The 17,981-nt window shown below is 71.3% G+C and carries 15 protein-coding genes; 4 read left to right on the top strand and 11 right to left on the bottom strand.

The window, feature by feature from the left end:
- Positions 1–118 precede the first annotated feature (118 nt).
- Positions 119–1,450 carry an RNA polymerase sigma factor gene (locus BUE44_RS25575; protein ID WP_073501345.1) on the bottom strand — a complete coding sequence of 444 codons (1,332 nt, stop codon included), beginning with the start codon at positions 1,448–1,450 and terminating at the stop codon, positions 119–121.
- On the bottom strand, positions 1,423–1,842 hold the full coding sequence (locus tag BUE44_RS25570) for a YciI family protein (protein ID WP_073501344.1): 420 nt from the start codon (positions 1,840–1,842) through the stop codon (positions 1,423–1,425). Before BUE44_RS25570 ends, BUE44_RS25575 begins: the two co-directional genes overlap by 28 nt.
- Before the next feature lie 234 nt (positions 1,843–2,076).
- Here BUE44_RS25570 and BUE44_RS25565 point away from each other — a divergent pair, with 234 nt between their 5' ends.
- Positions 2,077–3,834: a serine hydrolase gene (locus tag BUE44_RS25565; protein WP_073501343.1), complete on the top strand. Its 1,758-nt coding sequence runs from the start codon at positions 2,077–2,079 to the stop codon at positions 3,832–3,834.
- A 105-nt stretch (positions 3,835–3,939) separates the two neighbouring features.
- Here the strand turns inward: BUE44_RS25565 and BUE44_RS25560 are convergent, their stop codons facing one another.
- From BUE44_RS25560 to BUE44_RS25550, 3 genes are all read right to left on the bottom strand, one after another.
- Complete coding sequence (locus tag BUE44_RS25560) at positions 3,940–4,368, bottom strand: hypothetical protein (RefSeq protein WP_073501342.1); 429 nt, start codon at positions 4,366–4,368, stop codon at positions 3,940–3,942.
- 450 nt (positions 4,369–4,818) lie between these two features.
- Positions 4,819–5,490, bottom strand: coding sequence for a hypothetical protein (locus BUE44_RS37160; protein WP_143172583.1), 672 nt, complete (start codon positions 5,488–5,490; stop codon positions 4,819–4,821).
- A 314-nt stretch (positions 5,491–5,804) separates the two neighbouring features.
- Complete coding sequence (locus BUE44_RS25550) at positions 5,805–6,221, bottom strand: SgcJ/EcaC family oxidoreductase (RefSeq protein WP_073501340.1); 417 nt, start codon at positions 6,219–6,221, stop codon at positions 5,805–5,807.
- A 174-nt stretch (positions 6,222–6,395) separates the two neighbouring features.
- Here BUE44_RS25550 and BUE44_RS25545 point away from each other — a divergent pair, with 174 nt between their 5' ends.
- Positions 6,396–7,370 (top strand): sigma-70 family RNA polymerase sigma factor, encoded by a 975-nt coding sequence (locus BUE44_RS25545; protein ID WP_265737179.1) that lies wholly within the window; start codon positions 6,396–6,398, stop codon positions 7,368–7,370.
- 198 nt (positions 7,371–7,568) lie between these two features.
- Here BUE44_RS25545 and BUE44_RS37610 read toward each other — a convergent pair whose 3' ends face one another.
- The 5 genes from BUE44_RS37610 to BUE44_RS25525 all read right to left on the bottom strand — a co-directional run bounded on the left by BUE44_RS37610 (position 7,569) and on the right by BUE44_RS25525 (position 10,551).
- Positions 7,569–7,745, bottom strand: a complete 177-nt coding sequence (locus BUE44_RS37610; protein WP_159450302.1) for a hypothetical protein — start codon at positions 7,743–7,745, stop codon at positions 7,569–7,571.
- Positions 7,746–7,997: 252 nt separating this feature from the next.
- Complete coding sequence (locus BUE44_RS25540) at positions 7,998–8,306, bottom strand: hypothetical protein (protein ID WP_073501339.1); 309 nt, start codon at positions 8,304–8,306, stop codon at positions 7,998–8,000.
- A gap of 182 nt (positions 8,307–8,488) precedes the next feature.
- Positions 8,489–9,226: a hypothetical protein gene (locus BUE44_RS25535; RefSeq protein ID WP_073501338.1), complete on the bottom strand. Its 738-nt coding sequence runs from the start codon at positions 9,224–9,226 to the stop codon at positions 8,489–8,491.
- Complete coding sequence (locus tag BUE44_RS25530; protein ID WP_073501337.1) at positions 9,223–9,777, bottom strand: SigE family RNA polymerase sigma factor; 555 nt, start codon at positions 9,775–9,777, stop codon at positions 9,223–9,225. The genes BUE44_RS25535 and BUE44_RS25530 overlap by 4 nt, the downstream gene beginning before the upstream one ends.
- 57 nt (positions 9,778–9,834) lie before the next feature.
- Positions 9,835–10,551: a hypothetical protein gene (locus tag BUE44_RS25525; RefSeq protein ID WP_073501336.1), complete on the bottom strand. Its 717-nt coding sequence runs from the start codon at positions 10,549–10,551 to the stop codon at positions 9,835–9,837.
- A 381-nt stretch (positions 10,552–10,932) separates the two neighbouring features.
- On the opposite strand from BUE44_RS25525, the gene BUE44_RS25520 reads away from it, so the two are divergent.
- Complete coding sequence (locus tag BUE44_RS25520; protein WP_073501335.1) at positions 10,933–11,610, top strand: S1 family peptidase; 678 nt, start codon at positions 10,933–10,935, stop codon at positions 11,608–11,610.
- Between the two features lie 653 nt (positions 11,611–12,263).
- Complete coding sequence (locus BUE44_RS25515) at positions 12,264–16,292, top strand: glycoside hydrolase family 3 C-terminal domain-containing protein (protein ID WP_200804519.1); 4,029 nt, start codon at positions 12,264–12,266, stop codon at positions 16,290–16,292.
- A 63-nt stretch (positions 16,293–16,355) separates the two neighbouring features.
- On the opposite strand, the gene BUE44_RS25510 is transcribed toward BUE44_RS25515, so the two are convergent.
- The gene (locus BUE44_RS25510) at positions 16,356–17,792 is read right to left on the bottom strand and encodes a multicopper oxidase family protein (RefSeq protein WP_235002444.1); all 1,437 of its coding nucleotides are present in this window, start codon (positions 17,790–17,792) and stop codon (positions 16,356–16,358) included.
- Positions 17,793–17,981: the final 189 nt, after the last annotated feature.

Raw genomic sequence — 17,981 nt, 5'->3', positions numbered from 1 at the left:
CCGGCTGTGTGGGCCGATATTCAGGCCCACTTCCGCGACGATTTCCTGGCCCACTTCTCCCGATCCCGGTGCCGCCCGCGCGCCTCGTTCTCCCGATCCGCTGTGCCCGCCGCGCGCCTCACTCCAGCGCCGCCGCCTTGCGCAGCAGCACGGACCGCTCCCGGGCGTTGCCGCACAGCCGGGCGGCCAGTTCCAGCTCGGCCCGCGCCTCGGAGGTGCGGCCGAGGCGGGTGAGCAGCTCGCCGCGCACGCTCGGCAGCAGGTACGACCCCGACAGGCGGCCGGACACGGCCAGTTCGTCCACGACGTCCAGCGCCTGCCGTGGTCCGCCGGCCATCGCGACGGCCACGGCCCGGTTGAGCTCGACGACGGGCGAGGGGGCCACCCGGCCGAGCGCCTCGTAGAGGAGCACCACCCGCTCCCAGTCCGTTTCCCGCACCGAGGGCGCCGTCGCGTGGCAGGCGGCGATCGCGGCCTGCAGGCCGTACGGCCCCAGGCCCCGCCCGGCGCCGACGGCCTTCCCGACGCCGGCGAGACCGCGGCGGATCGCCGACCGGTCCCACCGGCGCCGGTCCTGGTCCTCCAGGAGCACCGGCTCCCCGTCGGACCCCGTACGCGCCGGGAAGCGCGCGGCGGTGAGCTCGAAGAGCGCGAGCAGCCCGTGGACCTCCGGCTCGGCGGGCAGCAGGGCGGCCAGCGTCCGGGCCAGCCGGACCGCCTCGTACGCGAGGTCGGGCCGCAGCAGGCGGTCGCCGGCCGTCGCGGTCGAGCCCTCGGTGAAGATCACGTACAGCACGCTCAGGACGGCACCGAGCCGCTCGCGCCGCTCCTCGGGCGGCGGCAGTTCGAACGGTACGCCCGCCGCGGCGATCGTCTTCTTCGCCCGGGTGATCCGGGCCTGGACGGTCGGGGTGGTCACCAGGAAGGCACGGGCGACCTCCTCGGTGGACAGGCCGCCCACCACGCGCAGCGTGAGCGCCACCCGGGCCTCGGGCGAGAGCACCGGGTGGCAGGCGGTGAACATCAGCGCGAGGACGTCGTCGTCGACCCGGTCGGGGTCCCACGGCAGGTCGTCCACCCGCCCGGGCCCGGTCTGCACGCCCGAACTGAACTCGCCCTCGGCCAGCCGGCCCGCGAGCAGGGCGTACCGCGCGTCGAGCGCCGACCTGCGGCGGAAGGCGTCGATGGCCCGCCGCCGTGCGGTCGCCAGCAGCCAGCCCACCGGATTGGCCGGCGCACCGTCGCGCGTCCAGCTGACCAGCGCCTCGGCCAGCGCCTCCTGCGCGACGTCCTCGGCGAGCGCGAAGTCCCCGGTGTAACGGGCCAGCGCCCCGACGATCCGTGCGGACTCGATCCGCCAGACGGCCGAGGCGGCCCGCCGCGCCGCCTCGGCGCCGGGCGGGCCGCCGACGACCTCGGGCATCAGATCTGGCCGGTCCGCTCGCGCCACTCCCGCTCCCTGACGATCCACTCGTTGTCCTGCGGAAACTCGTCGATGCCCGGAACACGGCGGATCTCGACCTTCGAACCGGTGATCGCCGGCAGCCGCTTGGCCCACTCGACGGCCTCCTCCTTCGAGGCGACGTCGAGCAGGCAGAAGCCGCCGAACAGCTCCTTGGTCTCCCCGTACGGACCGTCGGTGACCACCGGGGTCTCCCCGCTGAAGTCGACCACCACACCCTGCGACGGGTCGTCGAGGCCCTCGGTGGCCACGAGCACGCCCGCCCGGATCATCTCCTCGTTGAAGCGGCCCATCGCCTCGATCATGTCCTCGAAGGGCGTCTCCATCATCTTCGCGACGGATTCGTCCGTGCCTCGCATGATCAGCATGTACTTCGCCATCGTCGTCTCCTCGGTCGGGGGTCGCGTCTCGGCCCTCTCTATCCCAGGTCGAACGGCGCGAGCGCCGATCGACACGACAGGCGTGAGCGGACCGTTTTTCTTCGGGCGTGGTTGACCGGGCATCCGGGGGTCAGTAATTTACCGATCCCGATCAACACATGGTGAACAGCTTGCGGAAGCCACCCCCACGGCCGCCCACACCATGACGCGACGGCCCCGACGGACGAGGTTCCCATGCGGATTCCGGTACTGGCGGCAGCCGTCGTGCTGCTCTCCTCCCTCACCTTCCCGCTGGCCGGCAGCGCCGCCGCCGTCCCGGCGGCGCACCACGCGGACGGCAGCCGCTTCGACCGGCCGTACACCGGGTTCGCACCGGTCGGCACCGTGCTCCGCCGCGGCAGCCCGCGCGACGCGGGGCTCGACGCCGCGCCCATCGACGCCTTCGAGCAGCGGATGGCCGGCTGGGAGGACCCGTCCGCCGGCGCCGGCTACCTCTTCCCCGGCGCCACCACGCTGATGGCGCACGACGGCGTGGTGGTCGAACGCGGCGCCGGCGGCTACGCGGTCAAGTACGCCGGCACCACCACTGAACTGCCCCCGGACCAGTGGGTCCCGGCCCGCACCGACACCCTCTACGACCTGGCCTCGCTGTCGAAGCTGTTCACCTCGATCGTGGCCATGCAGCAGCTCGAAGCCGGGCGGATCGACCTCGGCACCCCGGTGGCGCACTACCTCCCGGAATTCGCCGCCAACGGCAAGGGCGACATCACCGTCGAGCAACTCCTCACCCACACCTCGGGATTCGACGCGGACCCGGTGCCCTCCCTGTGGCAGGGCTACTCCGACATCCCCTCGCGCGAGCAGGCGATCCTCGACGCCGAGCCGATCCACCCGCCGGGCACCACGTATCTCTACTCCGACCTCAACATGCTCAGCATGCAACTGGTCCTGGAGAAGGTGACGGGGAAGCCGCTGGACACCCTCGTACACGACGGCATCACGACGCCGCTGCAACTGGCCGACACCGGCTACAACCCGCCGCCGGACAAGCTGCCCCGGATCGCGGCCACCGAGTACGAGACCAGTCCCGCGCGCGGCATGGTGCGAGGCCAGGTGCACGACGAGAACGCCTGGGCGCTGGGCGGCGTGGCCGGCCACGCGGGCGTCTTCTCCACCGTCGACGACCTGGCGGTGCTCGCCCAGACGATCCTCAACGGCGGTACGTACCGCGGGCATCGCATCCTCGACGGGGACAGCGTCCGGCTGATGGAGCAGAATTTCAACCAGGCCTTCCCCGGCGACTCGCACGGCCTGGGCTTCGAGCTGGACCAGATCTGGTACATGGGCGGACTGTCCGGCCCGCAGACCCTCGGGCACACCGGCTTCACCGGCACCTCGCTGGTCATCGACCCGCAGTCGCGGTCCTTCGTCATCCTGCTGAGCAACCGGGTGCACCCCACCCGGGCCACCCCCTCGACCAACCCGCCGCGCCGGGCCATCGGCGTGGCGATGTCGCAGGCCATGCGGGTGGCGGTGCCCGGCGGCGGCCCGCTCTGGTATTCCGGCCAGGCCGGCGGCACCACCAGCACCCTGTCCACCGGCCCGCTCACCGCGACCGCCCCGGTGGACGTCGACTTCGCCGCCTTCGTCAACACCGAGTCCACCGACCTGCTCTGCCTGGAGGACTCCACGGACGGCGGCGCCACCTGGCACGCGCTGCCGCTGACCGTCACCGGCCAGGGGGCGCCGCCCGGCACGCCGGCCTCGCTGTCCGGGCAGTCCGTCCGCGCCTGGTGGCACGCGCACGCCGAGATTCCGCAGCCGGCCGGCGTCTTCCAGCTCCGCTGGCGCTACACCACCGACCCGGTCTACGAGGGCCGCGGTGTCGACCTCGCCCACCTCTCGGTGACCTCCGCCGGCCGTCCCGTGCCCGGCTCCGCCGCCCTGACGCCGGCCGGCGCCTGGCAGTTCCTGCCGGACGCGCGCCGGTGACCACGGGGAACACCCCGGCCCCTGCTCTCCGCGCGTTCGGCGCGCGGAGAGCAGGGGCCGTTCGGCGTCCGTGCGGGACCGGTCAGCGGCCCCGCGGCGCGCGTGTCAGGACGAGGCGGTGACCGGCGTGCCGGTGACCGCGGGCACCCACTGGTCCAGCTCGGGCCGCCAGTAGCGGGCCACGTTCAGCCGGGTCGGCTTGGCCTCGCCGGGCAGCTGGAACTTCAGCGAGCTCCACACGGCCTTCCGCTTGACGTCGCTGACCAGGGCCGCGGCCTCGTTCCGCGGTATCGCCACGACCAGCGCCTTGGGACGGGCGCTCATCCGGCCCGCCTTGTGGAAGACCACGGCCTGCTCGGTGACCGTGACGAAGTAGTACTTCACGAACAGCTGGGCGATGGCACCCAGTGAGTTGATGAGCCACGGGCTCGGGCCGGTCACGGTGTGGATCGTGGCGATCGGCCGGTCGCCCGGGTTGATCTGCGCGATGGCCTCGGCCACCTGCTCCTGCATGGTGGACTTGCGAATGGCCATGTGGTGCCCCCATTTTCGACGTGCTGTGACTGAAGTGACGTGCCACGTGCGCCGGATGTACCGGCAGGCCAATGGCGACGCCGCCGTCGTGACCACGACAGCGGCGTCGCAGCGTACCGCCTTCCGGCGGTGCTGACGCCCCTCGGGGTGCGAACACCGCAGGAACCGGGTCGGGTTGCGCCTTCCCACCGTGTACGGGAGGTCCTGCCGCCCGGGTCGGGCGGCCGGTCATGCCGCAGTGCTTGTGGGCTGCGAGTGCCAGGGCCTGTCCGGCGGATCATGGCGGATCAGCCTGCGGCGTCCGGTGCCGTACATCGCAAGGCGGAGAATCGTCCTCGTACCGGGTCGTACAAGGATGATTCGACAACGCTGGGGGCACCTCCCGCCGAAGGCAGGGGGAGGGGTGCGGTGCCGGGCGTCGCAGGCCCGGCATGATCCGCCGGACAGGCCCTAGTTCGGGGACTCGGAGGGATACGCCACTACCGTCACGTCGACGTGATCGACGACCGTGCAGCCGGTGGGCAGCGTCTTGAAGCTGACGTCGCCGTTCTTGTCGGGCTTTGCCGTGCGCAGCGCGCTGGCGCACTGCGGCGATGCCTCGGCCAGGTAGATGATATGAGGGGTGTTCACCTCGCCGACGTCTCCGATCCCCTGATCGACGATGTGCCAGCTGCCGTCGCTCGGCGCGATCGGGGCGTACGGTGCCGTGCCGTCGAGGAAGTACGCCTGGTCGCCCCGGGGGTCGAAATCGAAGATCCATCCCGTGTCGCCGTTCAGGTCGCAGGCCTCGACCTGAACGGTGGTGCCGAGATTGCCGTCCGCGATCTGGTAATTCTGCTGGGGGGCGACGATCCGCAGGTGTTTGCCGCAGGCAGTCGACACTGCGGGCGTGGCCTGCGGTGGGCTGCTCGTCGCCGGTAAGGAGGGCGTCCCGGAGGCCGGAGGCGGGGAGCTGTCGCTATTGCCGCCGTTGGTGAACATTCCGGTGAGCACAGCCGCGAGTGCGGCTCCCACGACGCCGATCACGGCGACGATGATTTGCGTTGCGCCACCCCTGCCTCTCCAGATTCCGCTTCTCCCGGTTTCCTCATCGGAGTCCGATCCCAGTTGGTCGTCACCCATTGCCGAACATCCCCCCTCCGTAACGCCTTCGAGGCAGGTCTACCATGGCCGATCCCCGCGCGACCTCCTCTTGAGAAACTCCTTGCCCGAATTCCACTTGGGAGAGAGCCGGGCTTGCGCAGACCCCCACCGGGAAACTGAAGGTGCATTATTGCAGCGCCCGATGGCTCATTTCGGTTGAGCGGACTGCCCCACCCCTCGCGATATCACCAATGATTCCCCCAGTCCCTCGAACAACAGCCCCCGCCGGGAATCCGGCGCCCGGCGCCCCTCCTCCGCCGCAGCGGACGAGGGGCGCCGGGCCGGGTGCGGCCTCAGCCGGCGGGCGTGGCGGCGGGGCAGTTGTGGTAAGCCGCGAGCAGCCACCGGCCGTCCCGCCGGGTGACCACCCAGGTCGCGATCGCCAGCCGGTCGGCAGGCACCTCCGCCTCACCGGCGAAGAGGACGCCCGTCTCGCTGACCACGACGGCGTTGTCGTCGCCGAGGAAGCGGACGTCGAGCACCTTGTCGATCGTGGTCGAGCCCTTCAGGAAGGTGCTGAAACCCGCCGCCATGCTGTTGCGGATCGCGTCGCGGGACTTCCGGTAGGACCCGGGCAGGATCGCGCTGGCGTCCTCGGTGTAGTCGGCCACGAAGGCGTCGGCGTCGTTGTCGTCCCAGGCCTCGTAGAGGTCTTTCAGCACCTTGAGGATGGCGGTCTCGTCAGCCGCGCGCCTCTGGTTCGTACTCAAGGTTTCCCTCGCTTCACCGTACTGGTACGGATCGCCGCGGCCTGCGGCTCACCGGGAGTCTTCGCCTCCGCGGATACATACCGGCGGCGGGGCCGGAACTCATCGCGCCCGCGGCGACTTCTTCGGGCGCGATAGGGTCCGCGGCGAGGGGAAGCGGCAAAAGGGGGGTGGGCAGTGGCGGCCACGATCGGGGACATGGCGGATTTCGAGCGTCGACTCGAGCCGTACCGGCCGGAGTTGCTGGCCCACTGCTACCGGATGCTCGGCTCGGTCCACGACGCCGAGGACCTCGTGCAGGAGACCTACCTGCGGGCCCTGCGGGCGCGGGACCGCTACGACCAGGCCCGCGGCTCGCTGCGCACCTGGCTGTACCGGATCGCGACCAACGCCTGCCTGACCGCGCTGGAGAGCCGCGGCCACCGACCGCTGCCGTCGGGAATGGTCGCGGAGAGCGAGCCCCTCCAGCCGCTGGTCCCCGGCGGCGAGGTCACCTGGCTCCAGCCCGTGCCCGACGCGCTGCTGCACCTGGGGGACCCGGCGGGCGCCGCCGTCGACCGCGGCAGTCTGCGGCTGGCCTTCGTCGCCGCGATGCAGCACCTGTCCGCGCGCCAGCGTGCCGCGTTGATCCTGCGCGAGGTGCTCGCCTTCTCCGCCGCCGAGACCGCGGACGTCCTCGGCACGACGGTCGCCTCGGTCAACAGCTCGCTGCAGCGGGCGCGCGCCCGGCTGGACGAGGCGGGCGTCCTGGAGGACCAGGTCGCGGAGCCCACCCAGGCGGAGCAGCGGGCCTGCGTCGAGCGCTATATGGCGGCGTTCGAGAGGGCGGACATCGAGGGGCTCAAGCGACTCCTCGCCCATGACGTCGTCATGGAGATGCCCCCGATGCTCAACTGGTTCGTCGGGCCCGAGAACTACAGCCGCTTCATGGGCTGGGTCTTCGACAAGGCCGGCACCAGCTGGCGTCTCGTCCTGGTCGCGGCGAACGGCCAGCCGGCCTTCGCGGCCTACCGGGAGGGCGGCAGCGGCCGCTTCGAGCTCCACACCCTGCAGGTCTTCACCGTCACCGCCGCCGGCATCAGCAGGAACACCGTCTTCCAGGAGGCCGAGGTCTTCCGGGCCTTCGGCCTGCCCGCCGAGATCGCCCGCTGACGCCGCTCACGTCGCCGGTACCGGGCGGCGACGCGGGGAGCGGGTTGCGGATGACGGGGAGGTACGGGGCCGCCGGCCAGAGGGCTCCCTGGCCGCGGCGAATGCCGGGCTCAGCGCCGGGAGCGGTCCCGGGTACAGCGTGGGAAGTGGCCTCATGCCCAGTGCCGGGGAGGGCCCGGTACGGTGGCCGGCCGGGAACTAGGGAGTGCCGTCGCGGCCCGGCCGGCGAGTGCGGGACTCGTCGCCGCGGCCCACGCGAGGGGCGGGGCGGTCCTTGGGGGCCGGCTTGAGCGGGAGGTCGGGGACCTCGACCGCCGGCGGGAGGTCCGGGGTCAGGTGGGTCTGGGGGACGCTGCCTTTCTTGCGTGCATTCATACTCTTTCGCGTGCCCGTTCGATGCGGTCCCAGTCACCCGGATCCGGGATATCGGGCCTTGATCGGATTCCGCGGGTCACCGGCGCACACGGGCGCTACTCCGCGTGAGTATCCGGGCCGGCGGTAGCGCGCATCACCCGGTCACAGCGCCTGAACGCCCCCGCCTGACCGCGGGCGACCGGAATCCCGGGGGAGAGCGAGTACCGCCTCCGGCCGCCCCGCGGTCCTCGCGCCCGACCGCCTGCGGCGACCTCACCCCTCGGCGGCGACCTCTCGGATCACCGGCTCGAATTCCCGCCGCACGTAGACGTCGAACGGCTCGGTCAGCGCACCGTCTATCACCCGCCGCACCCGGTGGCCCGCCGCGAACTCCTTGATCGCCGCGCGGGAGCCCGGCCCCACGCCCCCGCCTATGATCAGCACCTCGAACCTGTCGGTCGCCAGCAGCGCCTTGGCCTCGTCGTCGGTGCTGACGCCCTCCACCTCGAATCCGTCCCCGCGTAACGTGGCCAGCACAGCCGTCACCCTGGCGGGCGTCCTGCCCAGCACCAGCGTCCTCATGGTCGTGTCCCCTCCGGTACGTCTCCGCTACGTCGACATCGGCGCGTCCAGCACCGCCCGCCCGGCACCGACGGGCCCGCCGTGCACCCGGTCAGATGTCCACGCGTCGCAAGCGGTGCCCGACCTTCACTGCCTTACCCGCTCCGCCCCTGCCGAACCGCGTCGTAGGAGCGCCCGGCAGCTCAGCGCCACTGTGTCTCATGGCTGACCAGCCGGTGGCGGACGTCGTACTGGTCGACCGAGGCGATGGTCCTGCCCGCCGCGATCGCGACGGCCCAGGCGTGGATGACGGTGCCGGGGACGGCCGCCGCCGGGGCCTGGAGGCGGTCGCCGTCGGTGAGGGTGACCACTCCGTAGGCGACGGTCGGCTCCGAATGGGCGACGAAGAGCCGGAAACCACTGGTGCCCTTCTCGTGCAGGCCCCACAGGCCTGCCTCACCGTTCTGGCGGACGTCGTCAGGGCCGTCCCCCAGGTGGCAGTCGGACCAGGGGCCGCCCTGGTGGTCGACGCGGACCCCGCCGATCACCATCCGCTGGCACAGCAGTGACCGGGCCGAAGCGCCGGCGAAGTCCTGCGGGAGCGTCGGGTAGAACTCCAGGGTCACCGACCAGGCCGTGCCGCCGACACTGCCCTGCGCCACCAGCGCGCTGACCGAGCCGCCGGACGGCGAGGCGGCGCCGATGGTCGCCTGCGGGCGCGGGGGATCCGCGGCCTGGTGGAGGACGGGCAGCGTGACCAGGAGGCCGGCGGCTGCGACCGACACGGTCGCCGCGAACACCGCCCCGCGGCGACGCCCGCGGCGGGCCCGGCCGGCCGCGATGATGCCGGCGACGGGCGCGGGCGAGGGGTCGTGGGCCTCCAGGCTGCGGGCAAGCGCCGCACGCAGCCGGCCGCTTTCGGGGTCGGGTTCGTACGTCATCGCGGGTCTCCGTTCCTGCCGGCCAGCGGGTAGTGGGCCAGGTCAGGGCTGTGGCGCAGCTTGGCGAGGGCGCGGGAGGCCTGGCTCTTGACCGTGCCGACCGAGCAGCGCAGCGTCGCCGCGACCTCCTCCGCCGACAGATCCTCCCAATACCGAAGCACCACGACCGCCCGCTGCCGCTCGGGCAGTTCCGACAGCGCGCGGATCAGTACGTCCCGCTCGGCGCCTTGCTGGGCACCTCCGCCGTTGTCGACGGCGGAGGTGTCGGGCAGCGAGGGCAGCAGCAGTTGTACGACCCGGCGCCGGCGGTGCCGGCTGCGGTTGGTGTTGACGAGGGCCCGCCGCACATAGTGCTCGGCGGTCTCCGTCCGTACCCGCCGCCAGTGCGGGTAGACCTTCGCCAAAGTCGCCTGCACCAGATCCTCCGCCTCGTGGAAGTCCCCGGTGAGCAGGTAGGCGGTATGGGTCAGCGCACGCCAGCGGGCGCCGACGAACCGGCTGAAATCGGCGTCCGGTCCGTCGTCGGCCGCGGAGAGATCAGGCTGCCGCACGGAAGGCGTGTCCCTTCCTTCGTCTTCGTCGCATTCCTCGCTGCCGCGGGCGTCCGGTCAGCGCCACTCGGTCTCGTGGCTGATCCGGTGGTCCTGGACGTCGTACTGGTCGACCGCGGCGATGGTCTCCCCGCTGGGGATCGCCACGGCCCAGGCGCGGTAGGCGGTGGCGGGGGCGGTGACCGTACGGGCGGTCAGCCGGGTGCCGTCGGTCAGGGTGACCACTGCGCGGGCGACCTGGGCATCCGGGTTGGCGACGAAGAGCCGGAAGCCGCTGGTGCCCTTGTCATGCATGCCCCACAGGCCCGCCTCCCGGCTCCTGTCGCGGTCTTGGGCACCGTCCACCGGCTGACAGTCCGCCCAGGGGCCGCCCTGATGGTCCACGCGGACGCCGTCGATGACCATCCGCTGGCATACCAGCGCCGTCACCTTCTTGGCGGGCACCGCCTTCACCCCGGGAAGCGAGAAGGACGGGATCACGTAGCCCTCGGGCAGCGTCGGGTAGAACTCCAGGGTCACCGACCAGGCCGTGCCGTGCACCTCCCCTTTGCCGATCAGCTGCCTGACAACCGTCGGGGCCGCGGCCTTCGCGGCTGCCTTGTGTCCGACCGGCGCGGCGGGCTTGTGCGCGACCGGCGCGGCGGCCGGCGCCGCGGTGTGGTGCCCAGAGGGTCCCGGGCCGGACGCGAACGCCGAAGCGCCGAAGGAGATCCCCCCGACCGCGGCGACGGCGGCGCCCGCCGCACCTACCTTCCTGATGAAACCGACAGCCACGTCTACTCCTCGTGAGAACGAACCGTGCGGCTCGGCGCCGTGCGGCTCGGTGAAGGCCAAGTCCGTCCGTAGGTACTCCCGCGGACCGCTGCCGGGTTGCACGCCCGCACGAGGTTTTCCCGACCCGGCGCCGCAGCAGGCCCCGAGTCCGGGAGGCCGGAGGGCTGACCCGGTCGGCGCACAGGGGCGTGCGGGGGTGGCCGACCGGCGTGCGGAGCCTGCCCGATTGTGCCCTTGTGCTCGTCCTGGACCGTTCGCATACTGGGCCCACAGTGTCAGGGCCATGTTGTGAAGGGGTGCCCGGAGCGGTGCCGCCGCCTTGAGCCGCCGCCCTGCGCCGCGCCGCCGTGGCCGACGCGCCCTGTCCACCAGGAGGCCCCCGTGAGGATCGGACACCGCTCCACCGCACGGCCCGCCGTCCGCCGATCCGGCCTGGCCGCGGTCGCGCTCGCCGCCACGCTGGCCGCCTCCGCCCCCACGGCCGCCGCCGCGTCCGCGCCGCGGCCCGAGGTCTCCGTCGGCGACCTGGTCTACTCCGGCAACGGCACCGCCTGTCGAGTCCAGGTCAACGCCCGCGGCGGGACCGTGTACTACATGATCCTGCCGGGCCACTGCACCCAGGGCACCTCGGCCTGGTACACCACCGCCGCCCTGACCACCTACATCGGGCCGACCGTGGCCACCTCCTTCCCCGGCAACGACTATGGCCTGGTCCGCTACGACAACCCGGCGGTGCCGCACCCCGGCAGCGGCTTCAAGTCGGCCGGCAGCGCGTACGTCGGCGAGCAGGTGTGCAGCAGGAGCACGGTCAGCGGCCTCCACTGCGGCACGGTCACGGCCCTCAACGCCACGGTCAACTACGGCGGCGGCGGGGTCGTGAGCGGCCTGATAGCCACCACCGTCTGCACCGAGCCGGGCGACCCGGGTGGAGTGCTGTTCTCGGGCTCGACGGCCCTCGGCCTGTTCTCCGGCGGATCGGGCAACTGCGCCAGCGGCGGCACCGGCTACTACCAGCCGCTCACCGAGGTCCTGGCCGCCTGCGGGCTGTCGCTGTACTGACCGCGAACGTCCTGCGGTGACAGCCGGCGTCAGTAGTCCCGCTGATCCCGTCGATCTTCTTGGCCACCTCGCCGCCGAGTCGATGCCGTTCCTCTCGGCGAGGGCCACCGGACGGCTTGCGGCGATCTGTTCGGCACTCATGCCGACAGCCAGGCGGTGACGGACTCCGCGGTGTCGAGCCGGGCCTGCACGGCGTACCGGATCATGCGGTTCACGTGGGACCACCCGAGCGGGTCGTCCGCGAGGAGTTCCGCCGAAGTTAACCAGAAGAGCTGACCATAGGGACTGGAGAAGCTCGGGGCGACCACATTTAGTCATATCCGCCTGCCGGGAGCGCACGCAGCTGCATCCTGTACATTTGCCGAAATCCCAGGCCAGAGAGCGCATATGACGCATCATGCCGGTCCGCGCGCGGCCTCGCCGAAGCCTTGACTTTTGCTCATTTCAAGCTGAACAGTGTGTGAGCGAGTTTTTCACCGGTCCGGTGGGCGGCCGTGCTACGCGGTGCTCGGCGGGAGAGGGAAGAGTGGAGACAACGTTGTCAGGCTCATGCTCCACATCCCTGCCCGCCCGGCCGCAGGCCACCGTCGCCGGTGCCCGCCTGCTCCCCGTGAACCTGTGCTCCCACGGCGCATGACATGAAGGAGACAACTGTGCGCTCCCGAATACGCAGATCATCAGCTGGACGAGTGCTGGCCGCCGCCCTCGCGGTGAGCGTGGTCGCCGGGGTGCCGGCGGTGGCGCAGGCGAGCCCGCGAGGTGCGGCGGGGTCGGTCGCCCCGACGACGCCGCTCTACCTGAACACGCACTACTCGTTCGCCGAGCGGGCGGCCGATCTGGTGTCGCGGATGACGCCGGCCGAGAAGGTGGGCCAGCTGCAGACCAACGACGCCCCCGCCATCCCGCGGCTCGGGGTCCAGAAGTACACGTACTGGAGCGAGGGCCAGCACGGCATCAACCGGCTCGGCGCCGACACCGCGGCCGGCAGCCAGGGCGAGCTCGACGTGACGGCGACCAGCTTCCCGGTCAACTTCGCCTCCACGATGTCCTGGGACCCCGAGCTGACCTATCAGGAGACCACCGCGATCTCGGACGAGGCGCGCGGGTTCCTGGACAAGTCGCTGTGGGGGAACGGGCAGAACAACCTCGGCCCGTCCGCGTCCGACTACGGCGACCTCACCTTCTGGGCGCCGACGGTCAACATGGACCGCGACCCGCGCTGGGGGCGTACCAACGAGTCGTTCGGCGAGGACACCTACCTGGCGTCCACGATGGCCGGCGCCTTCGTCAACGGCTACCAGGGCCAGACGATCACCGGCCACCCGATGACCCCGTATCTGAAGGTGGCGGCGACCGCCAAGCACTACGCCCTGAACAACGCCGAGAACAGCCGCCACACCCAGAGCGCGAACACCACCGACGCGAACATCAGGGACTACTACACCAAGCAGTTCGCCAGCCTGGTGCAGGACGCGCACGTGGCCGGTGTGATGACGTCCTACAACGCGGTGAACGGCACGCCGGCGCCCGCGAGCACCTACACGGTGAACGAACTGCTGCAGGCCACCTACGGCTTCGGCGGCTACACCACCTCCGACTGCGGCGCGGTCGGTGACGTCTACGCCTCCGGCGCCCACGACTGGGCACCGCCGGGGTGGACGACCAACGGCACGACGTGGACGAACACCGCCACCGGCGAGGAGCTCCCGGCGTCGGCGGGCGGTCAGGCGTACGCGCTGCGTGCCGGCACCCAGCTGAACTGCGCCGGGGGTGAGGTGACCGTGCAGAACATCGACGCGGCCATCTCGCTGGGCCTGTTGACACCCGGGGTGATCGACGGCGCGCTGACGAAGCTGTTCACCGTCCGGATGGAGACCGGCGAGTTCGACCCCGCGAGCAAGGTCGCGTACACCGGGATCACCAAGGCGCAGATCGAGTCGCCCGCGCACCAGGCGCTGGCCGAGAAGGTGGCGGCACAGGACCTGGTGCTGCTGCAGAACGACAAGGTCCCCGGCACGTCGTCCCCGCTGCTGCCGGCGAACCCCGCCGAGCTGGACAGCGTCGTCATCGTCGGCAACCTGGCGAACACCACGACGCTCGGCGGCTATTCGGGGCAGCCGACGCTCAGGGTCGACGCCGTGCAGGGGATCACCGCGGCCGTCAAGGCGGCCAACCCGGCGGCGACCGTCACCTTCGACGCCTGCGGCACCTCCACGACCGCCACCACCCCCGCGGCGTGCTCGGCCGCGACGCAGACCGCGATCAGGAGCGCCGACCTGGTGATCGTGACAGCCGGTTCCGACATGGCCGTGGCCGACGAGGGCACCGACCGGTCGGCGCTCGCCATGCCCGGCAACTACACCTCGCTGATCAGCCAGGTCGCCGCCCTGGGCAACCCGCGCACCGCGCTGGTCATGCAGGCCGACGGCCCGTACGACATCACTGCGGCCCAGCAGGACTTCCCGGCGATCGTCTTCAGCGGCTACAACGGCGAGAGCCAGGGATCGGCGCTCGCCCAGGTCCTGTTCGGCAAGGTCAACCCCTCCGGGCACCTGGACTTCACCTGGTACGCCGACGACGCGCAGCTTCCGTCGATGGACAACTACGGGCTCACCCCGTCGCAGACCGGCGGACTCGGCCGTACGTACATGCACTTCACCGGCAAGCCGAGCTACCCCTTCGGATACGGCCTGTCCTACACGCAGTTCGCGTACTCGCACGTCGAGGTCGGACCCCGTGCGGTGTCCGCCGACGGCACGGTGAGCGTCGGCTTCGACGTCACCAACACCGGCAGGACCGCCGGCTCGACGGTCGCCCAGCTCTACGCGGCACCGCAGTTCACCGTGCCCGGTGCGGAACTGCCGAAGGAGCAGCTGGCCGGCTTCCGCAAGACGGCGGTGCTCGCGCCGGGGCACACCCAGCACATCAGCCTGTCGGTCAAGGCCGCCGACCTCAGCCAGTGGGACGAGGGCGCGCTGAAGCAGGTCGTCCCCGACGGCGACTACACCTTCCGCGTCGGGCCCGACTCCGCCACCGCGGCGGGCGCCGGCACGGTGCGGGTGCACGGCGCCATCACCCCCCGGGTGCAGTCGGTCACCGTCCAGCCGGGCCAGGTGGTCTTCAAGGCCGGCGACACGCTGGACCTCACGGGGAAGAACCCGTGGATCGCGCCGGACACGGACTCCGCTCTTGAGCAGGACCACGCGCCCGCGGACAGCATCGTCGAAGCGGCCGACAACGATCAGTCGTTCGCCGACCTGTCCCGCGCCCGGGTCGCCTACCGCTCCAGCGACCCGCGGGTCGCCACGGTCAACGGCGCCGGCGTGGTCACCATGCGGGCGCCCGGTGCCGCGTCGATCGAGGTGACGGTGAACGGCGTGACCGGCACGGCTCCGATCGTGGTGCAGAGCCCGTTCACGCTGCGTGCGGCGGACATCGCCAAGCCCGACACCACGATCACCGCGACCGCGACCTTCGCCAACACCGGCGCGCAGCCGATCCGCGGCCTGTCGATGAAGCTGAGCGCGCCGAGCGGCTGGACGGCGACGCCCACCTCGCCGGTGTCGCTGTCCAAGGTCGCTCCCGGCCGGCAGGTGACGGCGACCTGGAGCGTCACGGTCCCGGCGACGGCGAGTCCGGGCACCAAGGCGGAGCTGGACGCGACAGCGGACTTCACCGGCGGCGCCGGTGCCTACACCCAGGCCGCGGTCAGCACCCTCACCGTGACCTCGGGTGCGACCCCCGAGCAGGTCACCCCGGTGGTGACCGGGACGAGTCCGGCGGCCGGTTCGCTCCAGGTGGTCGTGCACAACCCGTCGGACACCCCGACCACGGTGACGGCGGTCAAGTGGAAGCTCGGCAGCCAGTCGGGTACGCAGCCGGTCAGCGCGACCATAGCCCCCCAGGGGTCGGCCAGCGTGGACGTGCCGGTGACGGGTGTCGCCTTCGCCGCCCAGTACCCCTTCACGGTGACGAGCGTCATCTCGGGAGACCTGTCCTCGGAAGCCCTTTCCGGGCATGTCACCTTCCTCCCGGTGGTCAACAAGAGCCTCGGCACGTCGTGGACGCTCGACCAGGTCAAGGACGGTCCCGCGGTGGATCTGGCCACCACCGCCGACGGGACCTGGGTGTCGCTGGACGGCTCGCAGCCCTACGGCGGGCCGTCCGACCTGTCGGGCAAGGTGTGGCTCGACTGGGACGCCGACAACCTCTACCTGACGGCGGACATCACCGACGACGTCCAGTCGGAACCCGCGACCGACGCCACCATCTGGCAGGGCGACTGCCTGCAGTTCGCCGCCACGTCGGGGGTGCCGGGCTCGTCGGCCACCGAGAGCGCCGCCTCGGCCGCCGGACACTACGAGTACGGAGCCGCGCTCACCTCGCTCGGCGCCCAGCTCTACCGGTGGACCGCCCCGACGGAGGGCAGCGGCCTGGTCACGAACGCGACCGTCCACGTGACCAGGGACGAGGCGACCCACACCACGCTCTACGAACTGGCGGTGCCGTGGAGCGACCTCACCTCGGTCCGGCCGACGGCGAACACCGTGTTCTCCTTCGCGCTGGACCTCAACGAGAAGGACAACGGGGTGCGCAAGGGCTACACGCAGTGGGGTGACGGCATCGGCTCCAGCAAGGATGTCGCCGGCTTCGACATGGCCCAGTTGATGCCCGCGGGCTGACCGCGGCCCGGACGGCTGCCGAGGGGACTCGGCAGCCGTCCGGGGCTGTGGCGGGCTGTGCGGTCAGACGACCTGCATCTGCGCCATCATGCCCATCGAGGCGTGGTCGAACAGGTGGCAGTGGTAGACATAGACGCCGCGGTAGCCGCCGAAGGTGGCCTGCAGCTTCACCGTCTCGCCCGCTCTGAGCATCACGGTGTCCTTGAGCCCGCTCTCCGCGCCCGAGGTCACCGCCACCCCGTTGCGTTCCAGCACGCGGAACTGCACGAGGTGGATGTGGAAGTTGTGCGGCGCCCGCAGGTTGGCGTTGGTGACCGTCCACACCTCGGTGGTGCCGTAGGTGATCGTGGTGTCGATCCGCTGGTCGTCGAACTCCTTGCCGTTGATGTACGCGTAGGCGGGCTGGGGTGGCGTCTCGTCCATGAGGAGGCTGAAGGAGCGCTCGACCGTGGCGGGCGGCAGCGGCGGAAGGGTGCGCAGCGCGGCCGGGACCACGCTGGTGTCGCTCGCGGTGCGGGTGACGCGGAACTGCAGCACCTGCGCCACGTCGACCGGTTGTCCCGGCGGCTGCGGGATGACGTTCCTCAACTCCAGCTCGGTGCCCACGGGGTAGCGCGAGAAGTCGATCACGACGTCTGCCCGCTCGCCGGGCGACAGCGTCACCGACGTGGTCTGGAAGGGGGCGGCCAGCAGCCCGCCGTCGGTGCCGATGAGCGTGATCGGGGAGCCGTCGGCCAGGGCGAGGGCGAAGGAGCGCAGGTTGGCGGTGTTGTAGAACCGGAAGCGGTACTTGCGGGCGGCCACCTCGAAGTACGGCCACGCCCTGCCGTTGGCGAGGATCACCTGGCGGTTCGCGAAGTCGTTCATCTCGTAGTGGAGTTGGCCGTCCTCGTCGAACCGCGCGTCACGGATCGAGACGGGCACGTCGTAGCGCCCCGACGGAAGTCCGAGCCGGGTCTCGACGTCGTCCCTGAGCAGGTACGTCGCGGTCAGGCCGCGGAAGACGGTCTCGGACTCCGTGTGGTGGGCGTGGTCGTGGAACCAGAGGTTCGCGTGCGACTGCTGGTTCGGGTAGGTGTACGTCTTCGTGCCGCCGTCGGTGGCGATCAGGTCCATCGGCGCCCCGTCGCTCGACGACGGCACGTGCGCGCCGTGCAGATGGACCGACACCGGGACGCCGAGGCGGTTGGTCTGCGTCACCACCACCCGGCGTCCGGATCTGGCGTGGAGGACAGGACCGGGGAAGTGCCCGTCGAAGGTGTTGACCTCGGTCAGGAAGCCGGGGACGACCTCCGCCTGCGCTTCCTTCATGGTCACGCGGTAGTAGTCGGTCGTGGGCGACACCGCGTGCGGGAGGAGGGCGGGCAGCCTCGGCATCCTCCGTGCGTACTTGGCGATGCTCGCCGGGTCGATGCCGGTGGTCACCGCGGCGCTGCTCCGCGGCGCGGAGAGCAGGAGGCCGCCGGCGCCGATGGCGCTCGCGGCACTGGTCGTCACCACCGCGCCACTTAACAGTAATGACCTGCGCTTGATCACAGAGATCCCCCCAGAAGAAGAACGCGTCCGCGAGCGGCACGCGAAAGAGACCGGCGTGCGCCGGTCATTTCACCACCGACAGTAGTGCGCCCACGGCGATTTCCGCAGGACTTCATCATCTTGTCCTGACGGGTAATCATTTCGTAAGAAGTA

The organism is Actinacidiphila paucisporea (assembly GCF_900142575.1).
Classification (GTDB): Bacteria; Actinomycetota; Actinomycetes; order Streptomycetales; family Streptomycetaceae; genus Actinacidiphila; species Actinacidiphila paucisporea.
Note: the sequence above shows the minus strand (reverse complement) of the source record. Positions and strands in the feature narration are given on the sequence as shown.

Bases quoted from the DNA above. Each gene is read 5' to 3' on its own strand.
- BUE44_RS25570 (WP_073501344.1), bottom strand. From the start codon at position 1,842: ATGGCGAAGTACATGCTGATCATGCGAGGCACGGACGAATCCGTCGCG.
- BUE44_RS25560 (WP_073501342.1), bottom strand. From the start codon at position 4,368: ATGGCCATTCGCAAGTCCACCATGCAGGAGCAGGTGGCCGAGGCCATC.
- BUE44_RS37610 (WP_159450302.1), bottom strand. From the start codon at position 7,745: ATGAATGCACGCAAGAAAGGCAGCGTCCCCCAGACCCACCTGACCCCG.
- BUE44_RS25565 (WP_073501343.1), top strand. From the start codon at position 2,077: ATGCGGATTCCGGTACTGGCGGCAGCCGTCGTGCTGCTCTCCTCCCTC.
- BUE44_RS37160 (WP_143172583.1), bottom strand. From the start codon at position 5,490: ATGGGTGACGACCAACTGGGATCGGACTCCGATGAGGAAACCGGGAGA.
- BUE44_RS25540 (WP_073501339.1), bottom strand. From the start codon at position 8,306: ATGAGGACGCTGGTGCTGGGCAGGACGCCCGCCAGGGTGACGGCTGTG.
- BUE44_RS25535 (WP_073501338.1), bottom strand. From the start codon at position 9,226: ATGACGTACGAACCCGACCCCGAAAGCGGCCGGCTGCGTGCGGCGCTT.